Raw genomic sequence first — 19,255 nt, 5'->3', positions numbered from 1 at the left:
CTTCCTTGCTGTCGTCGCAGTGATACGGCTTCCGGCAGGCCCTGTGGGGGTCGGCCTCGAGATATACGTCGAACCGCTAGGTTGTGCTTTCGTGACGGGCGACCATCATCGGTCGTCCAGCCAGCACCGACTGTACCCCCGTGAGAGCCGAACGTCCAGAAGTTTGTGAAATTCACATTCCGCAATGCGAAATCGTGTCTTGTGATTCCGCAGATGCGGAACTATGGTCATCGCCATGACGCATTTCCGGATCAGTGAAGCAGCCCATCTTCTGGGCGTCAGCGACGACACCGTGCGCCGCTGGGTGGGCGACGGCATCTTGCCCGCCGTTCCCGACGCCTCGGGGCGCCAGGTGGTGGCGGGAGCCGACCTCGCCGCGCAGGCTCAGCGGCTCGCCGGAGAAGCGGCCGACGACGACCCCGTCCGCCGCAGCGCCCGCAACCGCTTCACCGGACTCGTGACGTCCGTCCAGATCGACGGCCTCATGGCGCAGGTCGAGCTGCAGAGCGGTCCGCACCGCGTCGTGTCCCTGATGTCCGCCGAGGCCGCCCGCGAGCTCGCGCTCGAGGTCGGCAGCAAGGCGACAGCCGTGATCAAGGCGACCATGGTGGTCGTCGAGACCGAGAGAGAGAACACTCCGTGACCCGCACCATCCGCGCCTCCGCGCTCGCCGCCCTGGCCGCCGTGGGCCTCGCCGCCCTGGTCGGCTGCAGCACCCCTGCGCCCGACTCCGCTCCGGCCTCCCCCGCGGCCACCACCGAGGCCGACGCCCTCAGCGGCGAGCTGACGATCTTCGCGGCCGCCTCGCTCACCGCGGCCTTCGACGAGCTCGCCGCCGAGTTCGAGGCGCAGCATCCCGACGTCGACGTGCTCCCGATCAGCTACGACGGCTCCTCGGTGCTCGCCACCCAGCTGATCGAGGGCGCCACGGCCGACGTCTTCGCCTCGGCCGATGAGAAGAACCTCGCCAAGGTCACCGACGCGGGGCTCGCCGGGTCCGGTGAGGCGTTCGCGACGAACGTGCTGCAGATCGCCGTCGCCCCTGGCGACCCGACGCGCGTCGAGACCCTCGCAGATCTCGCCGACCCCGCCCTCACCGTGGTCGTGTGCGCGGCCGAGGTGCCGTGCGGCAGCGCCTCGCGCACTCTGCTCGACGCCGCGGGCGTGACGCTGACCCCGGCCAGCGAGGAGCAGAACGTGACAGCCGTGCTGTCCAAGGTGAAGTCGGGCGAGGCCGACGCGGGGCTCGTGTACGCGACCGATGTGAAGGCCGCGGGCGACGCGGTGACCGGCATCGCGATCGACGGCGCGGATGCCGCGACCAACGTCTACCCGATCGCCGCTCTGAAGGGCACGAAGAATCCGGAGGCCGCGAAGGCGTTCGTCGACTTCGTGCTGTCGGATGCCGGACAGAAGGTGCTCACGACCCTCGGCTTCGGCGCTCCGTGAGCGGCGACGACGAAGGGCGGCGCGGCGGCATCCATCGACGGGTGCCGCCCTGGCTCTGGGTGCCGGCCGTGCTCGGCGCCCTCGTGCTGACGCTGCCCTTCGTCGCCCTCCTGATCCGCCTGGACTGGACGGCCGTGCCCGCGGCGATCACCGCACCGGCGGCCCTGCAGGCCCTCGGCCTTTCGCTGTCCACCGCGGCGGTCGCGACCACCGTGTGCGTGCTGCTCGGCGTGCCGCTCGCCCTCGTGATCGCGCGCAGCTCGGGCGCCCTCGCCGCGGTCCTGCGCACCCTGACCACGCTGCCGCTGGTGCTGCCGCCCCTCGTCGGCGGCATCGCGCTGCTGTCGCTCCTCGGCCGCAACGGGCTTCTCGGCGGCGCTCTCGCGGTGCTCGGCATCCGCATCCCGTTCACGACCGCCGCGGTCGTGATCGCGCAGGTCTTCGTGGCGCTGCCGTTCCTCGTGATCTCGGTCGAGGGGGCGCTGCGCGCCGTCGGCACGGGGCACGAGGCGGTCGCCGCGAGCCTGGGCGCTCGCCCGCTGACCGTGTTCCGCCGGGTGACCCTGCCGCTCGCCGCACCGGGTCTCATCGCGGGCGCCGTGCTCTGCTTCGCGCGGGCGATGGGCGAGTTCGGGGCCACCGCCCTGTTCGCCGGCAACGCGCCCGGTGTGACCAGGACCATGCCGCTCGCGATCTACACGGCGTTCAACGGAGCGGGCGTGCAGGAGGACACCGCGATCGCGCTGTCGCTGCTGCTGATCCTCGTGGCGGTGGCCGTGCTCCTGCTGATGCGCGGCTGGCGAGCGGATGCCGTGCGATGACCCTCGACGTCGACATCACGGCTCGGGCCGGTGCCTTCCGCGTGGCTGCGGCGTTCGCCGTCGCGCCGGGCGAGGCGCTGGCGCTGCTCGGACCCAACGGCGCGGGCAAGTCCACGCTGCTCGCGGCCATCGCCGGTCACGCTCCGCACGCCGAGGGCACGATCGCGTTGAACGGCTCGCCGATCGCCGCGTCGACTCCCCCAGAGCGGCGACGGATCGGCCTGCTGGGTCAGCGCGCGCTGCTGTTCCCCCACCTCACGGCCCTGGAGAACGTCGCCTTCGGCCCGCGCGCCCAGGGCGTGGCCGCCCCCGAGGCACGGCGCAGAGCGCTCGTGCACCTCGACGGGGTCGGCCTGCACGACATCGCGGGGCGCCGCCCCGCGGAGCTTTCCGGAGGCCAGCAGCAGCGCGTCGCCCTCGCGCGCGCCCTCGCTGCCGACCCGCTCGCGCTGCTGCTCGACGAGCCCTTCGCCTCCCTCGACGCCGAGACGGGTACGCAGGCCCGCCGGCTGGTCACGCAGTTGCGCGACCGCCTCGGCATCCCGATCGTGATCGTGACGCACGATCCGCTCGACGCGGTGATGCTGGCCGCGCGCACCGTCGTGATCGACGAGGGGCGCGTCGTGCAGCACGGGCCGACCGCCGAGGTGCTCGGTCATCCGCGTTCTCGCTTCGCCGCGGCCATCGCCGGGGTGAACCTCATCACGGGATCCGGTGCGACCGGGAACGCCCTGCAGGCCGAGAGCGGCCTCCGCCTCATCGGCCACGGCGACGCGCTCGCGGTCGGCGAGGCGGGATCGGCGGTGTTCGCCCCCTCGTCGGTGCGGATCTCGGCGGATGCCGGCACGGCCCCGCCCCCGAGAGAGAACTCCTGGCTCGGGACGGTCGCGGTCATGGAGGCCGTCGCCGGCGGCGTGCGCCTGTTCACCGCCGAGCATCCGCAGCTGGCGGTGGACTGCCCGTCCGGGACCGCCGCAGCCCTCGGCATCCGCCCCGGTGCGGCCCTCGCTTTCCGCGTCGATGCCGCCGATGTCTCTCTGCGGCGCGACGCGGATGCCCCCGCCTGAGCATCCGTCGCCGCCCCGCGGTGCGGACGGCGGTGAACGCCACCGGAACGACCGGGGGCGGGAGAGGCACTCCCGGCATCCGGTGCTACCGTAGCCACTCGAAAGGGTGGACGATGAGGATCACGCCGTCTCACGGAACCGGTGCAGGCACCGCCGGAGCGCTGCGCCTGCCCTCCGTCGGCCTCCTCGACGCCCGTGATCGTCCGCTGCGCGATCTGCGCATCTCGGTGACCGATCGCTGCAACTTCCGCTGCGTGTACTGCATGCCGCGTGCCGTGTTCGGGCGGGACTACGCCTTCCTCGACCGCGACGAGCTGCTGAGCTTCGACGAGATCGAGCATCTCTCGCGGATCGCCGTCGACCACGGCGTCCGCAAGCTGCGGCTGACCGGCGGGGAGCCCCTGCTGCGCCGCGGCATCGAGGAACTCATCTCCCGCCTCTCGGCGCTGCGGACGCCGGACGGCGACAGGGTCGAGATCGCACTGACCACGAACGGCTCCGCCCTCGCCGTGAAGGCGCAGGCGCTCAAGGACGCGGGGCTCGACCGGCTCACCGTCTCGGTCGACACCCTCGACGACGAGCTGTTCCAGCGCATGAACGACGTCCGCTTCCCCGTGTCACGGGTGCTGGAGGGCATCGGGGCCGCGCGGGCGGCGGGCATCGGCCCCATCAAGATCAACATGGTCGTCAAGCGAGGGCTCAACGACGGCGAGATCGAGGCGATGGCCGCCCGCTTCAAGGACACCCCGTACACGCTGCGGTTCATCGAGTACATGGATGTCGGGACCTCGAACGGCTGGGAGCTGGACGAGGTGGTCTCGGCGGCCGAGATCGTGGAGCGCATCGGCGCGCTGTTCCCGCTCGAGCCGGTGGGAGCCAGGGCCACGGGCGAGACCGCGAAGCGGTGGCGCTACGCCGACGGCTCGGGCGAGATCGGGATCATCTCCTCGGTCACCAACACGTTCTGCGGCACCTGCAACCGCGCACGGATCTCGACCGAGGGACGGCTCTTCACCTGCCTGTTCGCGACCGAGGGGCACGACCTGCGCGCACTGCTCCGCGGCGGCGCGTCGGACCACGAGCTGTCCGCGGCGATGGCGGGCATCTGGGCCGCGCGCGACGACCGCTACTCCGAGATCCGCGCCGACCTCACCCCCGAGCTGCGCGCCGCACGCCAGCGCATCGAGATGAGCTACATCGGCGGCTGACCGCGGCCGCCCCGGTCGTTAGGCGAGCGCCGGGAGACGACACGCCCCACCCCCAACCCCCGGTCGTTGAGCGAGCGCAGCGAGACGAAACGCAGACACGGCACGCGCAGCCCCGCGTCGTACAGCTGACACGACGTTTCGTCTCGTCATGCGCTCCTCGCTCAACGACCACGGGGGAAGCCGCTGGAGGTCAGAGGCCGACCCACTCGGAGACGCCGTCGTCGTAGTGCTGGCGCTTCCAGATGGGCACGCCGCGCTTGATCTCCTCGACCAGGCGCTCGCACGCCTCGAACGCGGCGGCCCTGTGGCCGGCGGATGCCGCCGCGAACAGCGCGATGTCTCCGATGCGCAGATCGCCGATGCGGTGCGCCGCCGCCACCCTCATCCCGGTCTCGGATGCCGTGCGCTCGACGATCTCGCGCAGGAACCGCTCGGCGTCGGGGTGCGCCCGATAGTCCAGCGCGCGCACCGCCCGTCCGCCGTCGTGGTCACGCACCACGCCGCAGAACATCACGACCGCGCCGTCGGCGTCTCCGCCCACGGCGCCGCGGACGGCCGCCTCGTCGATCGGCTCGTCGGTGATCAGGGCGAAGGTCATGCGGGAACTCCTTCTCCGCGCGCGGCGGACGTGTCTGTCAGGCGGTCGGCGTCGCCGACGACCTCTCCGCCGATCTCGACGTACGAGCGGATGCCGCCCACGACGTGGACCGCGTCGAATCCGCGTTCGCGCAGCGCCGCAGCGGCCCGGCGGGAGCGCGGATCCTTCTCGCAGTAGACCACGACGGGCAGGGCGGTCTCCGGGCTCTCCCCCGCGTCGATCCGTCCGACCGGGAGGAGGCTCCCTCCGGGGATCCGACGCAGCGCGGCCTCCTCGGCCTCGCGGACGTCGAGCAGCAGCATCCGCTCCCCCGCCCGCCGCCTGCGCAGGAGCTCGGCCGCGGAGATCGAGGCGCCGGGGTCGGGTGCCGTACCGCACAGGACCTCGTAGTCGTCGAGCCCCGTGAGCTCCTCGCGCGTCTCGTCGACCGCGTAGGCGATCTCCCGGGTGCGGGCGGTGAGCGCGTCGTAGAACAGCACGCGGCCGAGCAGCGGCTCTCCGACGCCGGTGATCAGCTTGACGACCTCGGTCGCCATGAGCGATCCGATGGCCGTGCACAGGCTGGGCAGCACTCCGCCGAGCTCGCACGAGAGCGCCTCGTCGGCCGGGGGCGGCGCGGGGAACAGGTCGCGGAACGTCGGGCCGTGCCCCTTCCACGCGATGCCCACCTGACCGTGGAAGCGCAGGATCGACCCCCACACCAGGGGCTTCCCCGCCAGTTCCGCGGCGTCGTTCGCGAGGTAGCGGGTGGCGAAGTTGTCGCTCCCGTCGACGAGCAGGTCGTAGTCGGCGAGGAGTCCGGGGAGGTTCGCCGCCACCGCCCGCTCGCGGTGCCGGTGCACGGTGCAGGCGGGGTCGATCGCCCGCACGGTCTCAGCCAGCGAGTCGACCTTCGCCCGACCGATGTCGGCCACGCCGTGGCTGAGTTGGCGGTGCAGGTTGGAGAGCTCGACGAGGTCGTCGTCGACGATGCCGATCGTGCCGACGCCGGCTCCGGCGAGCGCGGGGACGAGGGCGCTCCCCAGGCCGCCCGCGCCGATCACCAGGACGCGGGATGCGGCGAGCCGTCGCTGCGCCGTCTCGCCGAAGCCGGGCAGCATGAGCTGACGGCTGTACCGGGTGATGCGGTCGGGCTCCAGCGCCGGCCCCGGTTCGATGAGCCCAGAACGGACGAACTCTGTGTCGACGGGCGGAGTCATGCCGAGAGTCTACGACCGGGCATCGATGTCCGCCCTTCGCTCGCCCGCTCATGTCGGCTGCTCGGTTAGGCTCGTCCCGGGGTCGGCAAGCGGGCCCGTGGATCCGGGGGGATGCAAGATGATGGATGGCTGGTCGGTGGCGCCGGATCAGGTGGTCGGGGTGCTGGCGGCGGTGGATCGCGAGGGCGAGCCGTTGGAGGCGATGGTGATCGCTGCGAGCGACCTGCTCGCCCGAAAGGCCGATCTCGTCGCCGGTGGACGCTCGGTGCTGTCTGATGCATGGAGCGACTTTCTCGATCTGCGTTCGCTGATACCGGGAAAAGCGATCGACGTGATCGCCTCGTCGGCGCAGGCGATCGTGGAGGGAACGACGGCGATCGCCGCGGGCGACGATGAGATGGCTGCGGAGTGGCAGGCCAAGAACTCGCAGTCCTTCGTCGACGGCTGGGGTTCGATGTGACCTCGTCGGGAGATTTCGTGTCGTTCTCGCTGAAGGCGGTGCCGTCGGCGTCGGCGATGGATTCGCTCGCGACAGATGCCGCAGCCCTCGGTCAGAGGGTGAGCGACACGTTCGATGCGGTGGTCACGCAGTGGAAGCTGCTCGACGACGCGTTCGTGCTCATCCCTGCGGTTCCGGTGTCAGGGATGCTGATCACGCCGCAGAGTTCGATGTCTGACTTCTCAGACGCGATGGCGGCGGCGAAGTCGGCGCTGGGCAATGCGAGCTTCCACGACTTCGGGCCGCTGGAGGTGAGACGCGCGGATCTCCTCGGGCGGATCGACAACCTCAACCAGCGTCACGCGAATCACCAGGCCGCGCTGCGCGAGGAGATCGCGGAGTTTCGCGCCGACCCCGCGAACGATCCGGTGATCACAGGACGCAATCACCCCGAGACCACCGCCTACGGCAACGCGAAAGCGAACCTGTCGATCCTCGATGACGAGGCGGAGACGTTGGCGCTCGACGTCGACCGGTTCCATCGAGACCTCGACGAGGCTGAGGCCGCGCTGGCGACGACGCTGAGGAGCATCACCGGTGGCGACACCGTGAGGCGCTCGGATGGGTCAGAGGTGCACAGCTCGCAGATGTACTGGGGGATCGTCCCGCCGGGTCGTTCGCAGGGCTTCGACAGCCGGCGCGAACCGCTGAGCCTGGAGGACTACTTCGCGCAGGCGGTGACCTCGTCGGTCGACACACGCATCCAGTGGCTTGCGGACGCCGCCCCGAAGAAGGTCGAGGCGTGGCTGAACGATCACCCGGAGTTCATGGAGACCGTCGGGTTCGTGCCTCCCGCGGCTGCGGCGGCGTTGTTCGCCTCGTTGAAGGCGCGGTCGACGCAAGACACGTCCGGCGCGTGGACGACCGGGCCACTGGGCACCCTGTGGAGCAACGCGCCCGGCGCGATCGGCAACCTCAACGGCCTGAAGGTCTCGGAGCGTTCCCCATTCGCGGAGCAGGAGCTGCAGCGCCTGCTCGCCGACCCGAACCTCACCGGTGACCAGAAGACCAAGCTGAAGCTCCTCGATCGCAAGGCCGCTGCCGCTGGCGTGACCCTGTTGTCCGTGTTCTTGGACACGGATGGTGACCCGCGGGCGTCGCTCGTGTGGGGAGACGCAGATACGGCGGATCAGATCATCACGATCACGCACGGCATCGCCACCGACCTCGGACAACTCGAGGACTGGGGAACGATCGGCGACGACCTCACCGAGGCGCTTCTGGATCAAACCGGAAAGCGTCATCTGGATTCGTCGACGGCGGTGGTGTTGTTCATGGAGTGGGACTCGGGTGACATGGTCACGGTGCAGGGTGCGGACCGTCCGCAAGACGGCGCCGCCCGTGAGGTCGCACTGATCGAGGGATTCCGGTTCGTGAACCCGTCCGCCTGGCAGGAAGGATGGGCGCACTCGCTGGGCACGACCACCACGGCCGACGCCGTGCTGCAGTCCCCCGGCGTGTTCGATCACGTGACCCTCTTCGGGTCGGCCGGCCTCACCCCGGGCGCCGGCACCAATCTCGACGAGCAGATCGCCAGTGGCGACCTCACCGTGTCATCCACGTCCGCCGACCTCGACTGGATCGCGATGTGGGGGCGGGTGCCCGGGGTGTCCGAGCACCCGGTGAACCCCGCCGATCTGCCGGGTGTCGACGTGTTCGGATCCGACGGCGGCCCCGTCGACGGCTACCTCGGCCCGGGTGGTGACACAGGCCTTCCCACACAGGGGCACAATGAGGGGGCGAGCACCAACCTCCTCTACCGGATCCACCGCGTAGACCCCTTGAGCGTGGCGACGGTGGGCCCCATCGCCGGGGTGCTGACGATGCCTGGTGACAGTGTCGGCTATCTCGACCCGCGTAGCCAGTCGTTCAAGCAGGCGGTCGCGGACTTCATGACCCGGATCGAGGAACACGGATGACCCACCGCACCACGCCTCACCGCACGACGACCACACGACGACTCGCGTGGGCTTTCGCGACCGTTCTAGGAGTGACCATGACGCTGACCGGATGCGCCCCCACCGGCAAAGAGCTCTTCACCCAGGCGCAGACAGTGAACGCCACCGCGAAACACGCCGTCGCCGAACTGCAGCTCTACCTGTTCGATGGTGACTGGGACATCGGCACGTACGGCGAGATCCCTGAATCCTGCGGGGCCGACGGATACCGGTTCAAGTTCACCCGGTCCGCAATCGGCAACTACGACGCACCGTGGCGTTTGCCGCAAGGATCGGTGGAGGCGCAGGCCGAGGACATCACGGCCTGGTTGGAGGATCACGGCTGGACCGGGATCGTGTTCCGCTCCTACACCGGCGGCGTCACCGACGTCACCATCACCACCCGCAAACCCGACGCCCACATCGACGACCTCCTCATCACCATCGGCCCCGGCGAAGCCACCGACAGCATCAACCTCCGCACCACCACCACCTGCGAACCCGGCAATGTGGACACTCTTGCAGACCTGATGTTCCCGGGCGGTCTCTCCGACTACACCTCACCGTTGTCCGAGCATCCGTCGGCCGAGCCGTTCTTCGGGATGGCGCCGGACTCTCCGACGCCGGGCCCGCGCCCCGCCCCGATCACCTACCCCACCCCGACCGACACACCGACCCCGACACCTTCCCCAACCCCCTGACAATTCGGCGGATCGTTCTGCGGGGTGCTCACGATGCCTGGTGACAGTGTCGGCTATCTCGACCCGCGCAGCCAGTCGTTCAAGCAGGCGGTCGCGGACTTCATGACCCGGATCGAGGAACACGGATGACCCACCGCACCACGCCTCACCGCACGACGACCACACGACGACTCGCGTGGGCTTTCGCGACCGTTCTAGGAGTGACCATGACACTGACCGGATGCGCCCCCACCGGCAAAGACCTCTTCACCCAGGCGCAGACAGTGAACGCCACCGCGAAACACGCCGTCGCCGAACTGCAGCTCTACCTGTTCGACGGCGAGTGGGACGTCGACACCTACGGCGAGATCCCGGAATCCTGCGGCGCCGACGGGTATCGGTTCAAGTTCAGCCGGTCAAAAGTCGGTTCCAAAAATGACCCGTGGCGTTTGCCGCAAGGAACGGTGGACGCGCAGGCCGAGGACATCACAGCCTGGTTGGAAGAGCACGGCTGGACCGGGATCGTGTTCCGCTCCTACACCGGCGGCGTCACCGACGTCACCATCACCACCCGCAAACCCGACGCCCACATCGACGACCTCCTCATCACCATCTCCCCCGGCAAGAATCTCGACGCAATCACCCTCGACGCCACCACCACCTGCGAACCCGGAAACGCCTATGGTCTTCGCCAGTTGATGTTTCCGAACGGGTATGAGGGAGCCACAACACCCCAGTCGGAGCATCCGACCGCCGAACCGTTCTTCGGCATGGCACCCGACTCCCCCACCCCGGGCCCGCGCCCCGACCCGATCACCTACCCCACCCCGACCGACACACCGACCCCGAACCCGTGAAACCGACCCGACACCCACGAGCCGCCGCCCTCACCACGACCCTGCTCGCAGCGATCATGATGACCACCACCGGATGCGCCCCCACCGGCAAAGACCTCTTCACCCAGGCGCAGACAGTGAACGCCACCGCGAAACACGCCGTCGCCGAACTGCAGCTCTACCTGTTCGACGGCGACTGGGACGTCGACACCTACGGCGAGATCCCTGAATCCTGCGGCGCCGACGGGTATCGGTTCTCGTTCAGCCGGTCAAAAGCCGGTTCCAAAAATGACCCGTGGCGTTTGCCGCAAGGAACGGTGGACGCGCAGGCCGAGGACATCACAGCCTGGTTGAAGGAGCACGGCTGGACCGGGATCGTGTTCCGCTCCTACACCGGCGGCGTCACCGACGTCACCATCACCACCCGCAAACCCGACGCCCACATCGACGACCTCCTCATCACCATCTCCCCAGGCAAGAATCTCGACGCAATCACCCTCGACGCCACCACCACCTGCGAACCCGGCAATGTGGACACTCTTGCAGACCTGATGTTCCCGGGCGGTCTCTCCGACTACACCTCACCGTTGTCCGAGCATCCGTCGGCCGAGCCGTTCTTCGGGATGGCGCCGGACTCTCCGACACCGGGTCCGCGCCCCGCCCCGATCACCTACCCCACCCCGACCGACACCCCCACCCCGACACCTTCCCCAACCCCCTGACAGTTCGGCGTCCGCCCCTGACCGATCGACGTCACCGCTCGTCATAGGATGAGCGGCATGGCGATCGTGATGCTGCGGTACTTCGCCGCGGCCGCCGAGGCCGCGGGGCGCGAGGCGGAAGAGCTCGACCTCGGGGCCGACCACACCCTCGGGGCGCTTCGCGATGCGCTCATCGGCCGCTACGGCGACCCCATGTCCCGCGTGCTGAAGAGCGGGTCGTTCCTCGTCGACGGCGTCGTGCGCCGCGACCCGGCACTGCCCGCCGGCGAGCGCGTCGACATCCTCCCCCCGTTCGCGGGCGGGTGACGCGATGACCGTGACCCTCGACGAACACGCAGCCGCCGTCGCCGCGCTGCTCTCTCCCGTGCTCTCCGCGCTCGCCGATCCCGCGCACGCCGAGACCGTGCCGCTCGCTCCTGCAGGTCCGGCCAGGGGCCGCGTGCTGGCCGCCGACATCGCCAGCCCGATCCCGGTTCCTCCGTTCACCAACTCGCAGATGGACGGCTACGCCGTGCGCTCCGCCGACCTCGCCGCGGCGACCGAGGCGCGGCCGGTGCGGCTCCCGATCGGACGCGTGCGCGCGGCGGGCGATGCCGCGGGCGTGCACGAGCCCGGCACGGCGACCCCGGTCATGACGGGAGCAGCCATCCCCGAGGGCGCCGATGCGGTCGTGCAGATCGAGGCGGTGGATCCCCCGCGCTTCCTCGGCATCGGCGGCGCGCAGGGCGATCCGAGCGACGGGGTGGCGTTCTCGGCCCCCGTGGCGCCGGGGGCCTTCGTGCGCGAGGTCGGCAGCGATGTCACCGCGGGGCAGTCGCTGCTCGCCGCGGGCACGCGCCTCGGCCCCGCGCAGCTCGCCGCCCTCGCCGCGGTCGGCCTCACGTCCGCACCGGTGCGTCCGCGCCTCAGGGTGCTCCTGGTCTCGACGGGGCACGAGCTGCGCGCCCCGGGCGAACCTCTCGACTCCGGTCAGATCCACGACGCGAACACGGCCTCGCTCGCGGCATCCCTCGTCGACGTCGGCGCCGAGGTCGCCTGTGCGGCGGCCCCCGACGACGCGGCCGCCCTGCTGGCGGTCGTCGCCGCGCACCCCGAGGCCGACCTGCTGGTCACGACCGGCGGCGTGAGCGCCGGTGCCTTCGAGGTCGTGCGCGACGCCCTCGAACCCCGCGGCGTGAGCTTCGGGCACGTCGCCATGCAGCCGGGCGGGCCGCAGGGCGCGGGCCTCCTCCGACGCGAGGGGCTCCCGGACCTTCCGGTCATCGCGTTCCCCGGCAACCCGGTGTCGGCGCTGCTGTCCTTCGAGATGTTCCTGCGCCCGCTGCTGCGGCGGGCTGCGGGTCTGCGCGAACGGCGCGAGGTGTCGTGGCTGCCGCTCGCGCACGCGATCGAGTCCCCGCAGGGCAAGCACCAGATCCGCCGAGGGATGCTGCGCGACGACGGCAGTGTCGCGGTGGGGGCGCCGGGGTCGCATCTGCTGCACGACTACGCGCGCGCCACGGTTCTGGTTCATGTGCCGACGGGCATCGCCGCGCTTCCCGCCGGCGCCGAGGTCGAGGTCTGGAGGATCGATGAGTGAGCTCTCGCACCTGCGAGCAGACGGGTCGGCGCACATGGTCGACGTCACCGAGAAGCAGGTGACCCGCCGAGAGGCGTCCGCACAGGCCGTGCTCGTGACGACGCCGGAGGTCGTGGCGATGATCGCCGACGGCTCGCTGCCCAAGGGCGAGGCGCTGGGCACGGCGCGGCTCGCCGGCATCATGGGCGCCAAGCAGACGTCGACGCTGATCCCGCTGTGCCATCCGCTGCCGCTGACGAAGCTGTCGGTCGACCTGGAGCCCCAGGGCGACCGGGTGCGCATCGTCGCGACCGCCGTGACGAACGGCGTCACCGGGGTCGAGATGGAGGCCCTCACGGCGGCGAGCGTGTCGGCGCTGACGCTGTACGACATGATCAAGGCCGTCGACAAGCACGCCGTCATCACCGATGTGCTCGTGCTCGCGAAGTCGGGCGGCAAGAGCGGCGACTGGTCGCGCCCGTGACCCGCACGGCTCACGTGCTCGTGGTGTCGACCAGGGCCGCGAGCGGCGTGTACGACGACCGCACCGGCCCGGTGATCGCGCAGTGGCTGCGTGAGCGCGGCTTCGACGTGCGGGTCGAGGTGACGGCGGATGCCGGGGTCGCCGATGCCCTCGCGGCGCTGCTGTCGCAGCATCCGTCCGTCCTGCTCACGACCGGCGGCACGGGGATCTCGCCCGACGACCGCACTCCAGAGGCGACCCGCGCTCTGCTCGATGCGGAGCTGCCGGGCATCGTCGAGGAGGTCCGGCGCCGCGGTGCCGCCGTGACGCCGACCGCCGTGCTCAGCAGGGCCGTGGCGGGCATCGCCGGCGGATGCCTCGTGATGAACCTGCCCGGATCCTCGGGGGGCGTCCGCGACGGTCTCGCCGTGCTCGACGGCGTGCTCGACCACGTGCTCGACCAGCTCTCCGGAGGGGACCACTGATGTGCACCGTCATCGTCGACGCGGCAGACGCGGCATCCGTCCGTCTGCTCGCTGTGCGCGATGAGGACCCGCAGCGCGACTGGGACGAGCCCGGCGCCTGGTGGCCGGAGAGCCATCCGGGCGTGATCGGCATCCGCGACCGCCGCGCCGGAGGGGCCTGGCTCGCCGCGAACCCGGCGGAGCGCCGTCTCGCGGTGCTGCTGAACCGTGCCGACGTGCTCGATCTGCCCGCGGATCAGGCGCTGTCGCGGGGGTCGCTCGCCCTGGAGTCGGTCATGGGGCGCTCGCCCGTCGCCCCCGAGAGGATGCACGGCTTCAACCTCCTGGAGGTCGGTCCGGAGGGCGCCCGCGTGCTCAGCTGGGATGGCGCGACGCTGCGGCAGACGCCCATCGAGCCCGGCACGCACATGATCGCGCACGACGATCTCGACGACGAGGAGACGCCGCGCATCGCGGCGTGGCTGCCGGAGTTCCGCTCTCTCGGACCGACCTCCGCGAGCGCCGACTGGCGAGCGGAATGGGTGGGGATGCTGGCGGCATCCGCCCGCCTCTCCCCCGAAGACGACAGGGCCATCATCCGCGACAACCGACCCCACGGGTATCCGACGCAGTCGCTGCTGTACTGCACGGCATCCGTCTCCGACCGGGGCATCGACCTGGACTATCACGCGCTGCCGACGCCGGCGCACTGGGCGGCGCCGACGTCCTGACGCGTCGCGCCTTCTCGCCTCGACCCATTGCTCCGGGCGGGTTCCTCGGGTATAACTCTTCGTAAAGAACGTTTCCTAAAGGTTCTGCCCCCACCCCACCGGAGGAACAATGCGCCACCGTCGACCACTGCTGGCCCTGCTGGCAGCCGCAGTCGCACTACCGCTCACCGGCCTGATCGCCACCTCGGCCCAGGCGACGACGACCATCACCCTGCGCGACCCCGTGAAGCGGGAGATCGCCCAGGAGATCATCACCTCGGCTGAGAACTCCTCGCTGAACTGGTACGACCAGTACAGCTACATCGAGCCCTACCCCGACGGCCGCGGCCTCACCGCCGGCATCGTGGGCTTCACGTCCGGCACCCACGACATGCTCGTGCTCGTGCAGAACTACACCCAGAAGTACCCGAACAATCGCCTCGCGAAGTGGATCGACGAGTTGGAGCAGGTCGACGGCACCGACAACACGGCGCCGCTCGGCGAGGCGTACATGGCCGACTGGCGCGCCGAGGGTGCGGTGCCCGCGTTCCAGCAGGCGCAGCGCGACGAGGTCACCGTGCAGTACTTCGACCCCGCGGTCGACCTCGCGATCGCCGACGGCGTCGGTCCGCTCGGGCAGTTCGCGTACTACGACGCCGCCGTCGTGCACGGCTACTCCGGACTCGAGGACGTGCGCACCCAGGCGAAGAAGAAGGCGAAGACGCCGGCCGCAGGCGGCACCGAGACCGCCTACCTCAAGGCCTTCCTCGACGCGCGCGTGGTCGAGATGAAGAAGGAGGAGGCGCACGAGGACGTCAGCCGCATCGAGAACGCGCAGCGCGTCTGGCTCAACGCCGGCAACCTCAACCTCAACACCCCGCTGAACTGGTCGGTCTACGGCGACCCGTACTCGATCCCCACCAACCCCACCCCGCACTGGCCCGTCGGAGGTACGACGCCGACCCCCACGCCGACCCCGACCAGCACACCGACGCCGACGCCCACACCCGGCACCGCGACGCTGATCTCGAAGAACAAGCCGGTCACGGCATCCTCCGTCGAGGGCTCGGGCTTCGAGGGCGCGAAGGCGGTCGACGGCAACGCGACGAGCCGCTGGTCGAGCGTCGAAGGCGTGGACCCGCAGTGGATCCGCATCGACTTGGGCGCAGGATCCAAGGTCGACAAGGTCGTCCTGAAGTGGGAGGCCGCGTACGCGTCGAAGTACCGCGTCGAGGTCTCCGCCGACGGCACCACCTGGACGACCCTGGCCACGGAGGCCGCGGGCAACGGCGGCACCGACGAGTTCACCGGACTCAACGGCACCGGCCGCTACCTCCGCATCTACGGCACCGCACGCGGCACCTCCTACGGGTACTCCCTGTTCGAGGTCGAGGCCTACAGCCTCACCGGCGGCGGCACCCCCACGCCGACGCCGACCCCGACGCCCACCCCGACTCCGACTCCGACTCCGACGACGCCGACCGGACCGGCATGGCCGGGCTCGTCGCAGATCACGGTCGCCGACGCCACCGACACGTTCGACACCGACATGAGCGGCCTGTCGTTCTCCGCCGACGGCTCCGTGCTGTGGGCCGTGAACAACGGCTCCGGCACGCTGCACCGCCTCGTCCGCCAGGGCACGACCTGGGTGGACTCCTCCGGCTGGTCGGGCGGACGCACCCTGCGCTTCCCGAGCGGTTCGGGCACGGTCGACGCCGAGGGCGTCGCGGCCGTCGGAACCGACCTGTTCGTCGCCTCTGAGCGCAACGGATCGAGCAAGAGCACGAGCCGCCCGTCGATCCTGCGCTACCAGCCGGGATCGGGCTCCGGATCGCTGACGGCGGTCAAGGAGTGGAACCTCACGTCCGACCTGCCCTCGGTGGGCGCGAACGACAGCCTCGAGTCGATCGCCTGGATCCCGGATGCCGACCTCGTCGCAGACGGCTTCATCGACCAGCGCACGGGGGCGGCGTACTCGCCCTCGTCCTACGCGAACCACGGCGGCGGCCTGTTCTTCGTCGGCCTGGAGGCCACGGGCGACGTCTACGCCTACGCGCTGAACCTCAGCGGCGGCTTCACCAGGGTCGCGACCTTCGGCTCGGGCTTCGACGCCGTCATGGAGCTGGAGTACCAGCCGAGCACGCACACGCTGTGGAGCGTGTGCGACGACACCTGCGATGGCGAGGTGGCTGCGCTGAAGATCACCTCCGGCTCGTTCACGGAGGTCGCGCACCACGACCGCCCGAGCGGGATGCCGAACATCAACAACGAGGGATTCGCCCTCGCCCCGCAGTGCGTCAGCGGATCTCGCTACGCCGTCTGGGCGGATGACGGCGACACGGGAGGCCACGCCCTGCGCGCAGGGTCGATGACCTGCAGCTGATCCTCCGAACGAAGCGCCCGGGTCGCCTGCCGGCCCGGGCGCTTCGGCGTGCACCCCCTTGACCGGATCGCGACCGTCGCGCTACTCTTCCATAAATCAGAAGTAAACTTCCGAATCATGGAATCTAGCTCAACGGAGAGGTGACCGACATGACGCACGACGACCAGACGCCGAAGGTCCGCGACGACCGCGAGTCCCCGCTCGTCTACATCGACCCCGACTTCTCCATGCCCGAGCGCACCGACCGCTACCTGCGCGCCTTCCGCATCCTCTTCCCCAAGGCCTCCTGAGCCTCGCTGCGTCCGCTCCCGTCGCAAAAGATCCCGCTACGAGAAGCGGAAACCGGGACTTATTGCGACGGGAACGTGAACGGATGCGGCGCTACGCCGCGGAGGCCTCGTCGGACGCGCAGGAGAAGCGCGCGCGGTAGGCGGTCGGCGTCGTGCCGAGCATGCGCGTGAAGTTCTGCCGCAGCACGGCCGCGGAGCCGAAACCGCACTCGTCGGCGATCTGATCGAGCGCGAGGTCGGTGCGCTCCAGCATCCGCTGCGCGTGGATGATCCGCTGTCGGCCGAGCCAGGCCGCGGGCGTCGCACCGTACTCGGCCTTGAACCGACGGGCGAAGGTGCGGGGCGACATGAGCGCCCTCGCGGCCAGCCTCTCGACGCCCAGATCGTCGCGCAGATTCTCGACGGCCCAGTCCGCGACCGCCGACAGCGAGTCCCCGTTGCCGTGCGGGATCGGGCGATCGATGAACTGCGCCTGCCCACCGTCGCGCTGCGGGGGGACGACCATGCGCCGGGCGACGCGGTTGGTCAGCTCGGCGCCGATCTCCAGCCGCAGCAGGTGCAGGCACGCGTCGATGCCGGCGGCGGTGCCGGCGCTCGTGATGATGCGGCCGTCCTGCACGAACAGCACATCGGGATCGATGTCGATCTGCGGGTACATCTCCGCCATGTGGTGCGCGTACATCCAGTGCGTGGTGGCCCGGCGTCCGTCGAGCACGCCCGCAGCCCCCAGGATGAAGGAGCCGCTGCACACGCTCATGACCCACGCGCCTCGGGCCACGGCGTCGCGCGCGACATCGAGCAGCAGCGGATCGATCTGCGCCCAGTACTCGCGCGGCAGCGGGCAGAAGACGACGAGGTCGGCCTCGTAGGCGAAGGACAGGTCGTTCTCGACGTTGACCGAGAACCCCATCTTCGAGTTCACGACACCGGCCCGCGGCGCGACGACGCGGAAGTCGAAGCTCGGCACCCCCTCGTCGCTGCGGTCGAGACCGAAGGCCTCGCAGGCGACGCCGAACTCGAAGGGGGCGAAACCGTCCTGGATGATGCAGGCGACCGTCTTCATGCACACGTCCGTTCTTTGGCAGATTTCATGCGTTCATAGTCTATTCTGCCACTCGTGGCGGATCAACACTGATCGTAGTGTTTCTGCCATGATACTCGTCTTCGCACTCATCGCCCTCAGCGTGTGGGGGCTCATCGCCACCGTCATCGAACTGCGTCGCGACGGCTACCGCCGCACCCCCACCGACTGGAACCGCGTCGCCGAGCACGATGCCCTCGACCGGGCCGAGCTCGGGCACGTGTACAGGTAGGTCTCCCCGTCCGTCGGATGCCGGGGCTACGCTCGACTGCATGAGCGAGCCCCTGCAGCCTCCTGTCCCGCCGTACGGACAGCCGAGTCCTCAGCCGCAGTCCGCACCGCATCAGCCGCAGCCGCAGTCCACACCGGATCCTCCTCAGCCGTACGGCGGCCCGCAGGGCCATCCGCCCGAGACCGCACCGTATCAGCGGGTCGGTCACCCCGTCGGCGCCCCGCATCCCGCGCAATTCCCGGCCTCGGGGCCCGCCGGCCCTCCCTCACCTCCGACATCGAGCGGCGCGCTCGGGCGCACCGCGTTCATCATCGCCCTGGTCAGCCTCGCCGTCGGTACCCTGAGCACGATCGCCTACCCGCTCGCGAGCAGCCTGCTCGACTTCTCCACGCCGATCAGCATGGGCGTGCTCTCCGCACTCATCGGTGTCATCACCCTGGCGGCCGCCGGGGTCGCTCTCGCTCTCGGTCTGGCCGCGCTCCGGCGCCCGGGGCCGCGGGTGCTCGCGGGCATCGCGATCGGCATCGCTGCCGCGAAGCTGTTCGGCACCATCGTGTCCTGGCTCTCCACCGTCGTCTACACCTTCATCTGACCGGGAGACCTCATGAGCGATCCGCACCAGCCGAGCCCCGGACAGCCGTACGGCGCTCCGCCGCAGTACCCGACGTCGGCCGGAGGCCCCCCGCATCCCCTCACTCCGCCGTATCCGACCTCGCCCATGTACGCCGGTCTGACGGAGCCCGGGAACCCGCTCGGCCGGATCGCCCTGCTCATCGCCGTGATCACCGCCGGCATCGGCTCCCTCTCGGGCCTGATCTACCCCTTCCTCATCACCAGGGGCGGCTACGGCATCGTGAGTGTGCTGTCGAGTGTCGTCGCTCTCGTCGTGCTGATCGCGGGCGCGGTCGCTCTCGTCCTCGGGATCATCGCACTGCGCCGCCCGGAACCGCGACTCGCCGCCGCCATCGCGGTCGGCATCGCCGGGGCGACGGTCGTCGCACATCTCGGCGGCTGGGCGGTGAACCTCGCCTACACGCTCCTCTGAACCGAGGTGTAGG

Annotated in this window: 23 protein-coding genes; 20 read left to right on the top strand and 3 right to left on the bottom strand. The window is 70.3% G+C overall.

Annotated features, from left to right (window positions below; translation table 11 throughout):
• Window positions 1–235 precede the first annotated feature (235 nt).
• The 5 genes from MRBLWH10_RS18390 to moaA all read left to right on the top strand — a co-directional run bounded on the left by MRBLWH10_RS18390 (window position 236) and on the right by moaA (window position 4,545).
• Window positions 236–643: a TOBE domain-containing protein gene (locus MRBLWH10_RS18390; protein ID WP_105676275.1), complete on the top strand. Its 408-nt coding sequence runs from the start codon at window positions 236–238 to the stop codon at window positions 641–643.
• Window positions 640–1,449 carry a molybdate ABC transporter substrate-binding protein gene (gene modA, locus MRBLWH10_RS18385; RefSeq protein WP_341941043.1) on the top strand — a complete coding sequence of 270 codons (810 nt, stop codon included), beginning with the start codon at window positions 640–642 and terminating at the stop codon, window positions 1,447–1,449. The genes MRBLWH10_RS18390 and modA overlap by 4 nt, the downstream gene beginning before the upstream one ends.
• Window positions 1,446–2,270: an ABC transporter permease gene (locus tag MRBLWH10_RS18380; RefSeq protein ID WP_341941042.1), complete on the top strand. Its 825-nt coding sequence runs from the start codon at window positions 1,446–1,448 to the stop codon at window positions 2,268–2,270. The genes modA and MRBLWH10_RS18380 overlap by 4 nt, the downstream gene beginning before the upstream one ends.
• Window positions 2,267–3,337 (top strand): ABC transporter ATP-binding protein, encoded by a 1,071-nt coding sequence (locus tag MRBLWH10_RS18375; protein ID WP_341941041.1) that lies wholly within the window; start codon window positions 2,267–2,269, stop codon window positions 3,335–3,337. Before MRBLWH10_RS18380 ends, MRBLWH10_RS18375 begins: the two co-directional genes overlap by 4 nt.
• A 113-nt stretch (window positions 3,338–3,450) precedes the next feature.
• Window positions 3,451–4,545, top strand: coding sequence for a GTP 3',8-cyclase MoaA (gene moaA / locus MRBLWH10_RS18370; RefSeq protein ID WP_341941040.1), 1,095 nt, complete (start codon window positions 3,451–3,453; stop codon window positions 4,543–4,545).
• A 190-nt stretch (window positions 4,546–4,735) separates the two neighbouring features.
• Here moaA and MRBLWH10_RS18365 read toward each other — a convergent pair whose 3' ends face one another.
• Window positions 4,736–5,143 carry a molybdenum cofactor biosynthesis protein MoaE gene (locus MRBLWH10_RS18365; RefSeq protein WP_341941039.1) on the bottom strand — a complete coding sequence of 136 codons (408 nt, stop codon included), beginning with the start codon at window positions 5,141–5,143 and terminating at the stop codon, window positions 4,736–4,738.
• Window positions 5,140–6,342 carry a ThiF family adenylyltransferase gene (locus MRBLWH10_RS18360; RefSeq protein ID WP_341941038.1) on the bottom strand — a complete coding sequence of 401 codons (1,203 nt, stop codon included), beginning with the start codon at window positions 6,340–6,342 and terminating at the stop codon, window positions 5,140–5,142. The genes MRBLWH10_RS18365 and MRBLWH10_RS18360 overlap by 4 nt, the downstream gene beginning before the upstream one ends.
• A gap of 118 nt (window positions 6,343–6,460) precedes the next feature.
• On the opposite strand from MRBLWH10_RS18360, the gene MRBLWH10_RS18355 reads away from it, so the two are divergent.
• The 12 genes from MRBLWH10_RS18355 (at window position 6,461) to MRBLWH10_RS18300 (ending at window position 16,884) form a co-directional block, all read left to right on the top strand.
• Window positions 6,461–6,802, top strand: a complete 342-nt coding sequence (locus MRBLWH10_RS18355) for a DUF6507 family protein (RefSeq protein ID WP_341941037.1) — start codon at window positions 6,461–6,463, stop codon at window positions 6,800–6,802.
• A gap of 17 nt (window positions 6,803–6,819) precedes the next feature.
• Window positions 6,820–8,760 (top strand): alpha/beta hydrolase, encoded by a 1,941-nt coding sequence (locus MRBLWH10_RS18350; protein WP_341941036.1) that lies wholly within the window; start codon window positions 6,820–6,822, stop codon window positions 8,758–8,760.
• A gap of 77 nt (window positions 8,761–8,837) precedes the next feature.
• The gene (locus MRBLWH10_RS18345) at window positions 8,838–9,479 is read left to right on the top strand and encodes a hypothetical protein (RefSeq protein ID WP_341941035.1); all 642 of its coding nucleotides are present in this window, start codon (window positions 8,838–8,840) and stop codon (window positions 9,477–9,479) included.
• Window positions 9,480–9,685: 206 nt separating this feature from the next.
• On the top strand, window positions 9,686–10,315 hold the full coding sequence (locus tag MRBLWH10_RS18340) for a hypothetical protein (RefSeq protein ID WP_341941034.1): 630 nt from the start codon (window positions 9,686–9,688) through the stop codon (window positions 10,313–10,315).
• 56 nt (window positions 10,316–10,371) lie between these two features.
• Entirely contained in the window at window positions 10,372–11,016 is a 645-nt protein-coding gene (locus tag MRBLWH10_RS18335; protein WP_341941033.1) for a hypothetical protein, read from the top strand.
• Window positions 11,017–11,073: 57 nt separating this feature from the next.
• Window positions 11,074–11,322 carry a MoaD/ThiS family protein gene (locus MRBLWH10_RS18330; RefSeq protein ID WP_105676200.1) on the top strand — a complete coding sequence of 83 codons (249 nt, stop codon included), beginning with the start codon at window positions 11,074–11,076 and terminating at the stop codon, window positions 11,320–11,322.
• A 4-nt stretch (window positions 11,323–11,326) separates the two neighbouring features.
• A complete protein-coding gene (gene glp, locus MRBLWH10_RS18325; RefSeq protein WP_341941032.1) occupies window positions 11,327–12,595 on the top strand; it encodes a gephyrin-like molybdotransferase Glp in 1,269 nt (422 codons plus the stop codon).
• Complete coding sequence (gene moaC / locus MRBLWH10_RS18320) at window positions 12,588–13,058, top strand: cyclic pyranopterin monophosphate synthase MoaC (protein ID WP_105676196.1); 471 nt, start codon at window positions 12,588–12,590, stop codon at window positions 13,056–13,058. Before glp ends, moaC begins: the two co-directional genes overlap by 8 nt.
• Window positions 13,055–13,522 (top strand): MogA/MoaB family molybdenum cofactor biosynthesis protein, encoded by a 468-nt coding sequence (locus MRBLWH10_RS18315; RefSeq protein ID WP_341941031.1) that lies wholly within the window; start codon window positions 13,055–13,057, stop codon window positions 13,520–13,522. Before moaC ends, MRBLWH10_RS18315 begins: the two co-directional genes overlap by 4 nt.
• Complete coding sequence (locus MRBLWH10_RS18310; RefSeq protein WP_341941030.1) at window positions 13,522–14,232, top strand: NRDE family protein; 711 nt, start codon at window positions 13,522–13,524, stop codon at window positions 14,230–14,232. The genes MRBLWH10_RS18315 and MRBLWH10_RS18310 overlap by 1 nt, the downstream gene beginning before the upstream one ends.
• Window positions 14,233–14,341: 109 nt before the next feature.
• Window positions 14,342–16,594 carry a chitosanase gene (locus tag MRBLWH10_RS18305; RefSeq protein ID WP_341941029.1) on the top strand — a complete coding sequence of 751 codons (2,253 nt, stop codon included), beginning with the start codon at window positions 14,342–14,344 and terminating at the stop codon, window positions 16,592–16,594.
• Between the two features lie 149 nt (window positions 16,595–16,743).
• Complete coding sequence (locus tag MRBLWH10_RS18300; protein ID WP_181155952.1) at window positions 16,744–16,884, top strand: hypothetical protein; 141 nt, start codon at window positions 16,744–16,746, stop codon at window positions 16,882–16,884.
• A gap of 91 nt (window positions 16,885–16,975) precedes the next feature.
• On the opposite strand, the gene MRBLWH10_RS18295 is transcribed toward MRBLWH10_RS18300, so the two are convergent.
• Entirely contained in the window at window positions 16,976–17,947 is a 972-nt protein-coding gene (locus MRBLWH10_RS18295) for a helix-turn-helix domain-containing protein (RefSeq protein WP_105676360.1), read from the bottom strand.
• 88 nt (window positions 17,948–18,035) lie between these two features.
• On the opposite strand from MRBLWH10_RS18295, the gene MRBLWH10_RS18290 reads away from it, so the two are divergent.
• The 3 genes from MRBLWH10_RS18290 to MRBLWH10_RS18280 are packed head-to-tail and all read left to right on the top strand — an operon-like array spanning window position 18,036 to window position 19,242.
• Window positions 18,036–18,197 carry a hypothetical protein gene (locus MRBLWH10_RS18290; protein WP_181155953.1) on the top strand — a complete coding sequence of 54 codons (162 nt, stop codon included), beginning with the start codon at window positions 18,036–18,038 and terminating at the stop codon, window positions 18,195–18,197.
• A 40-nt stretch (window positions 18,198–18,237) separates the two neighbouring features.
• On the top strand, window positions 18,238–18,789 hold the full coding sequence (locus tag MRBLWH10_RS18285) for a hypothetical protein (protein ID WP_341941028.1): 552 nt from the start codon (window positions 18,238–18,240) through the stop codon (window positions 18,787–18,789).
• Window positions 18,790–18,801: 12 nt separating this feature from the next.
• A complete protein-coding gene (locus MRBLWH10_RS18280; RefSeq protein ID WP_341941027.1) occupies window positions 18,802–19,242 on the top strand; it encodes a hypothetical protein in 441 nt (146 codons plus the stop codon).
• The last annotated feature ends 13 nt before the right edge of the window (window positions 19,243–19,255 follow it).

Origin of the sequence: Microbacterium sp. LWH10-1.2, assembly GCF_038397765.1 — a bacterium.
Classification (GTDB): domain Bacteria; phylum Actinomycetota; class Actinomycetes; order Actinomycetales; family Microbacteriaceae; genus Microbacterium; species Microbacterium natoriense.
The sequence above is the reverse complement of the archived record's forward strand: the minus strand, read 5'-3'. Positions and strand labels throughout refer to the sequence as shown.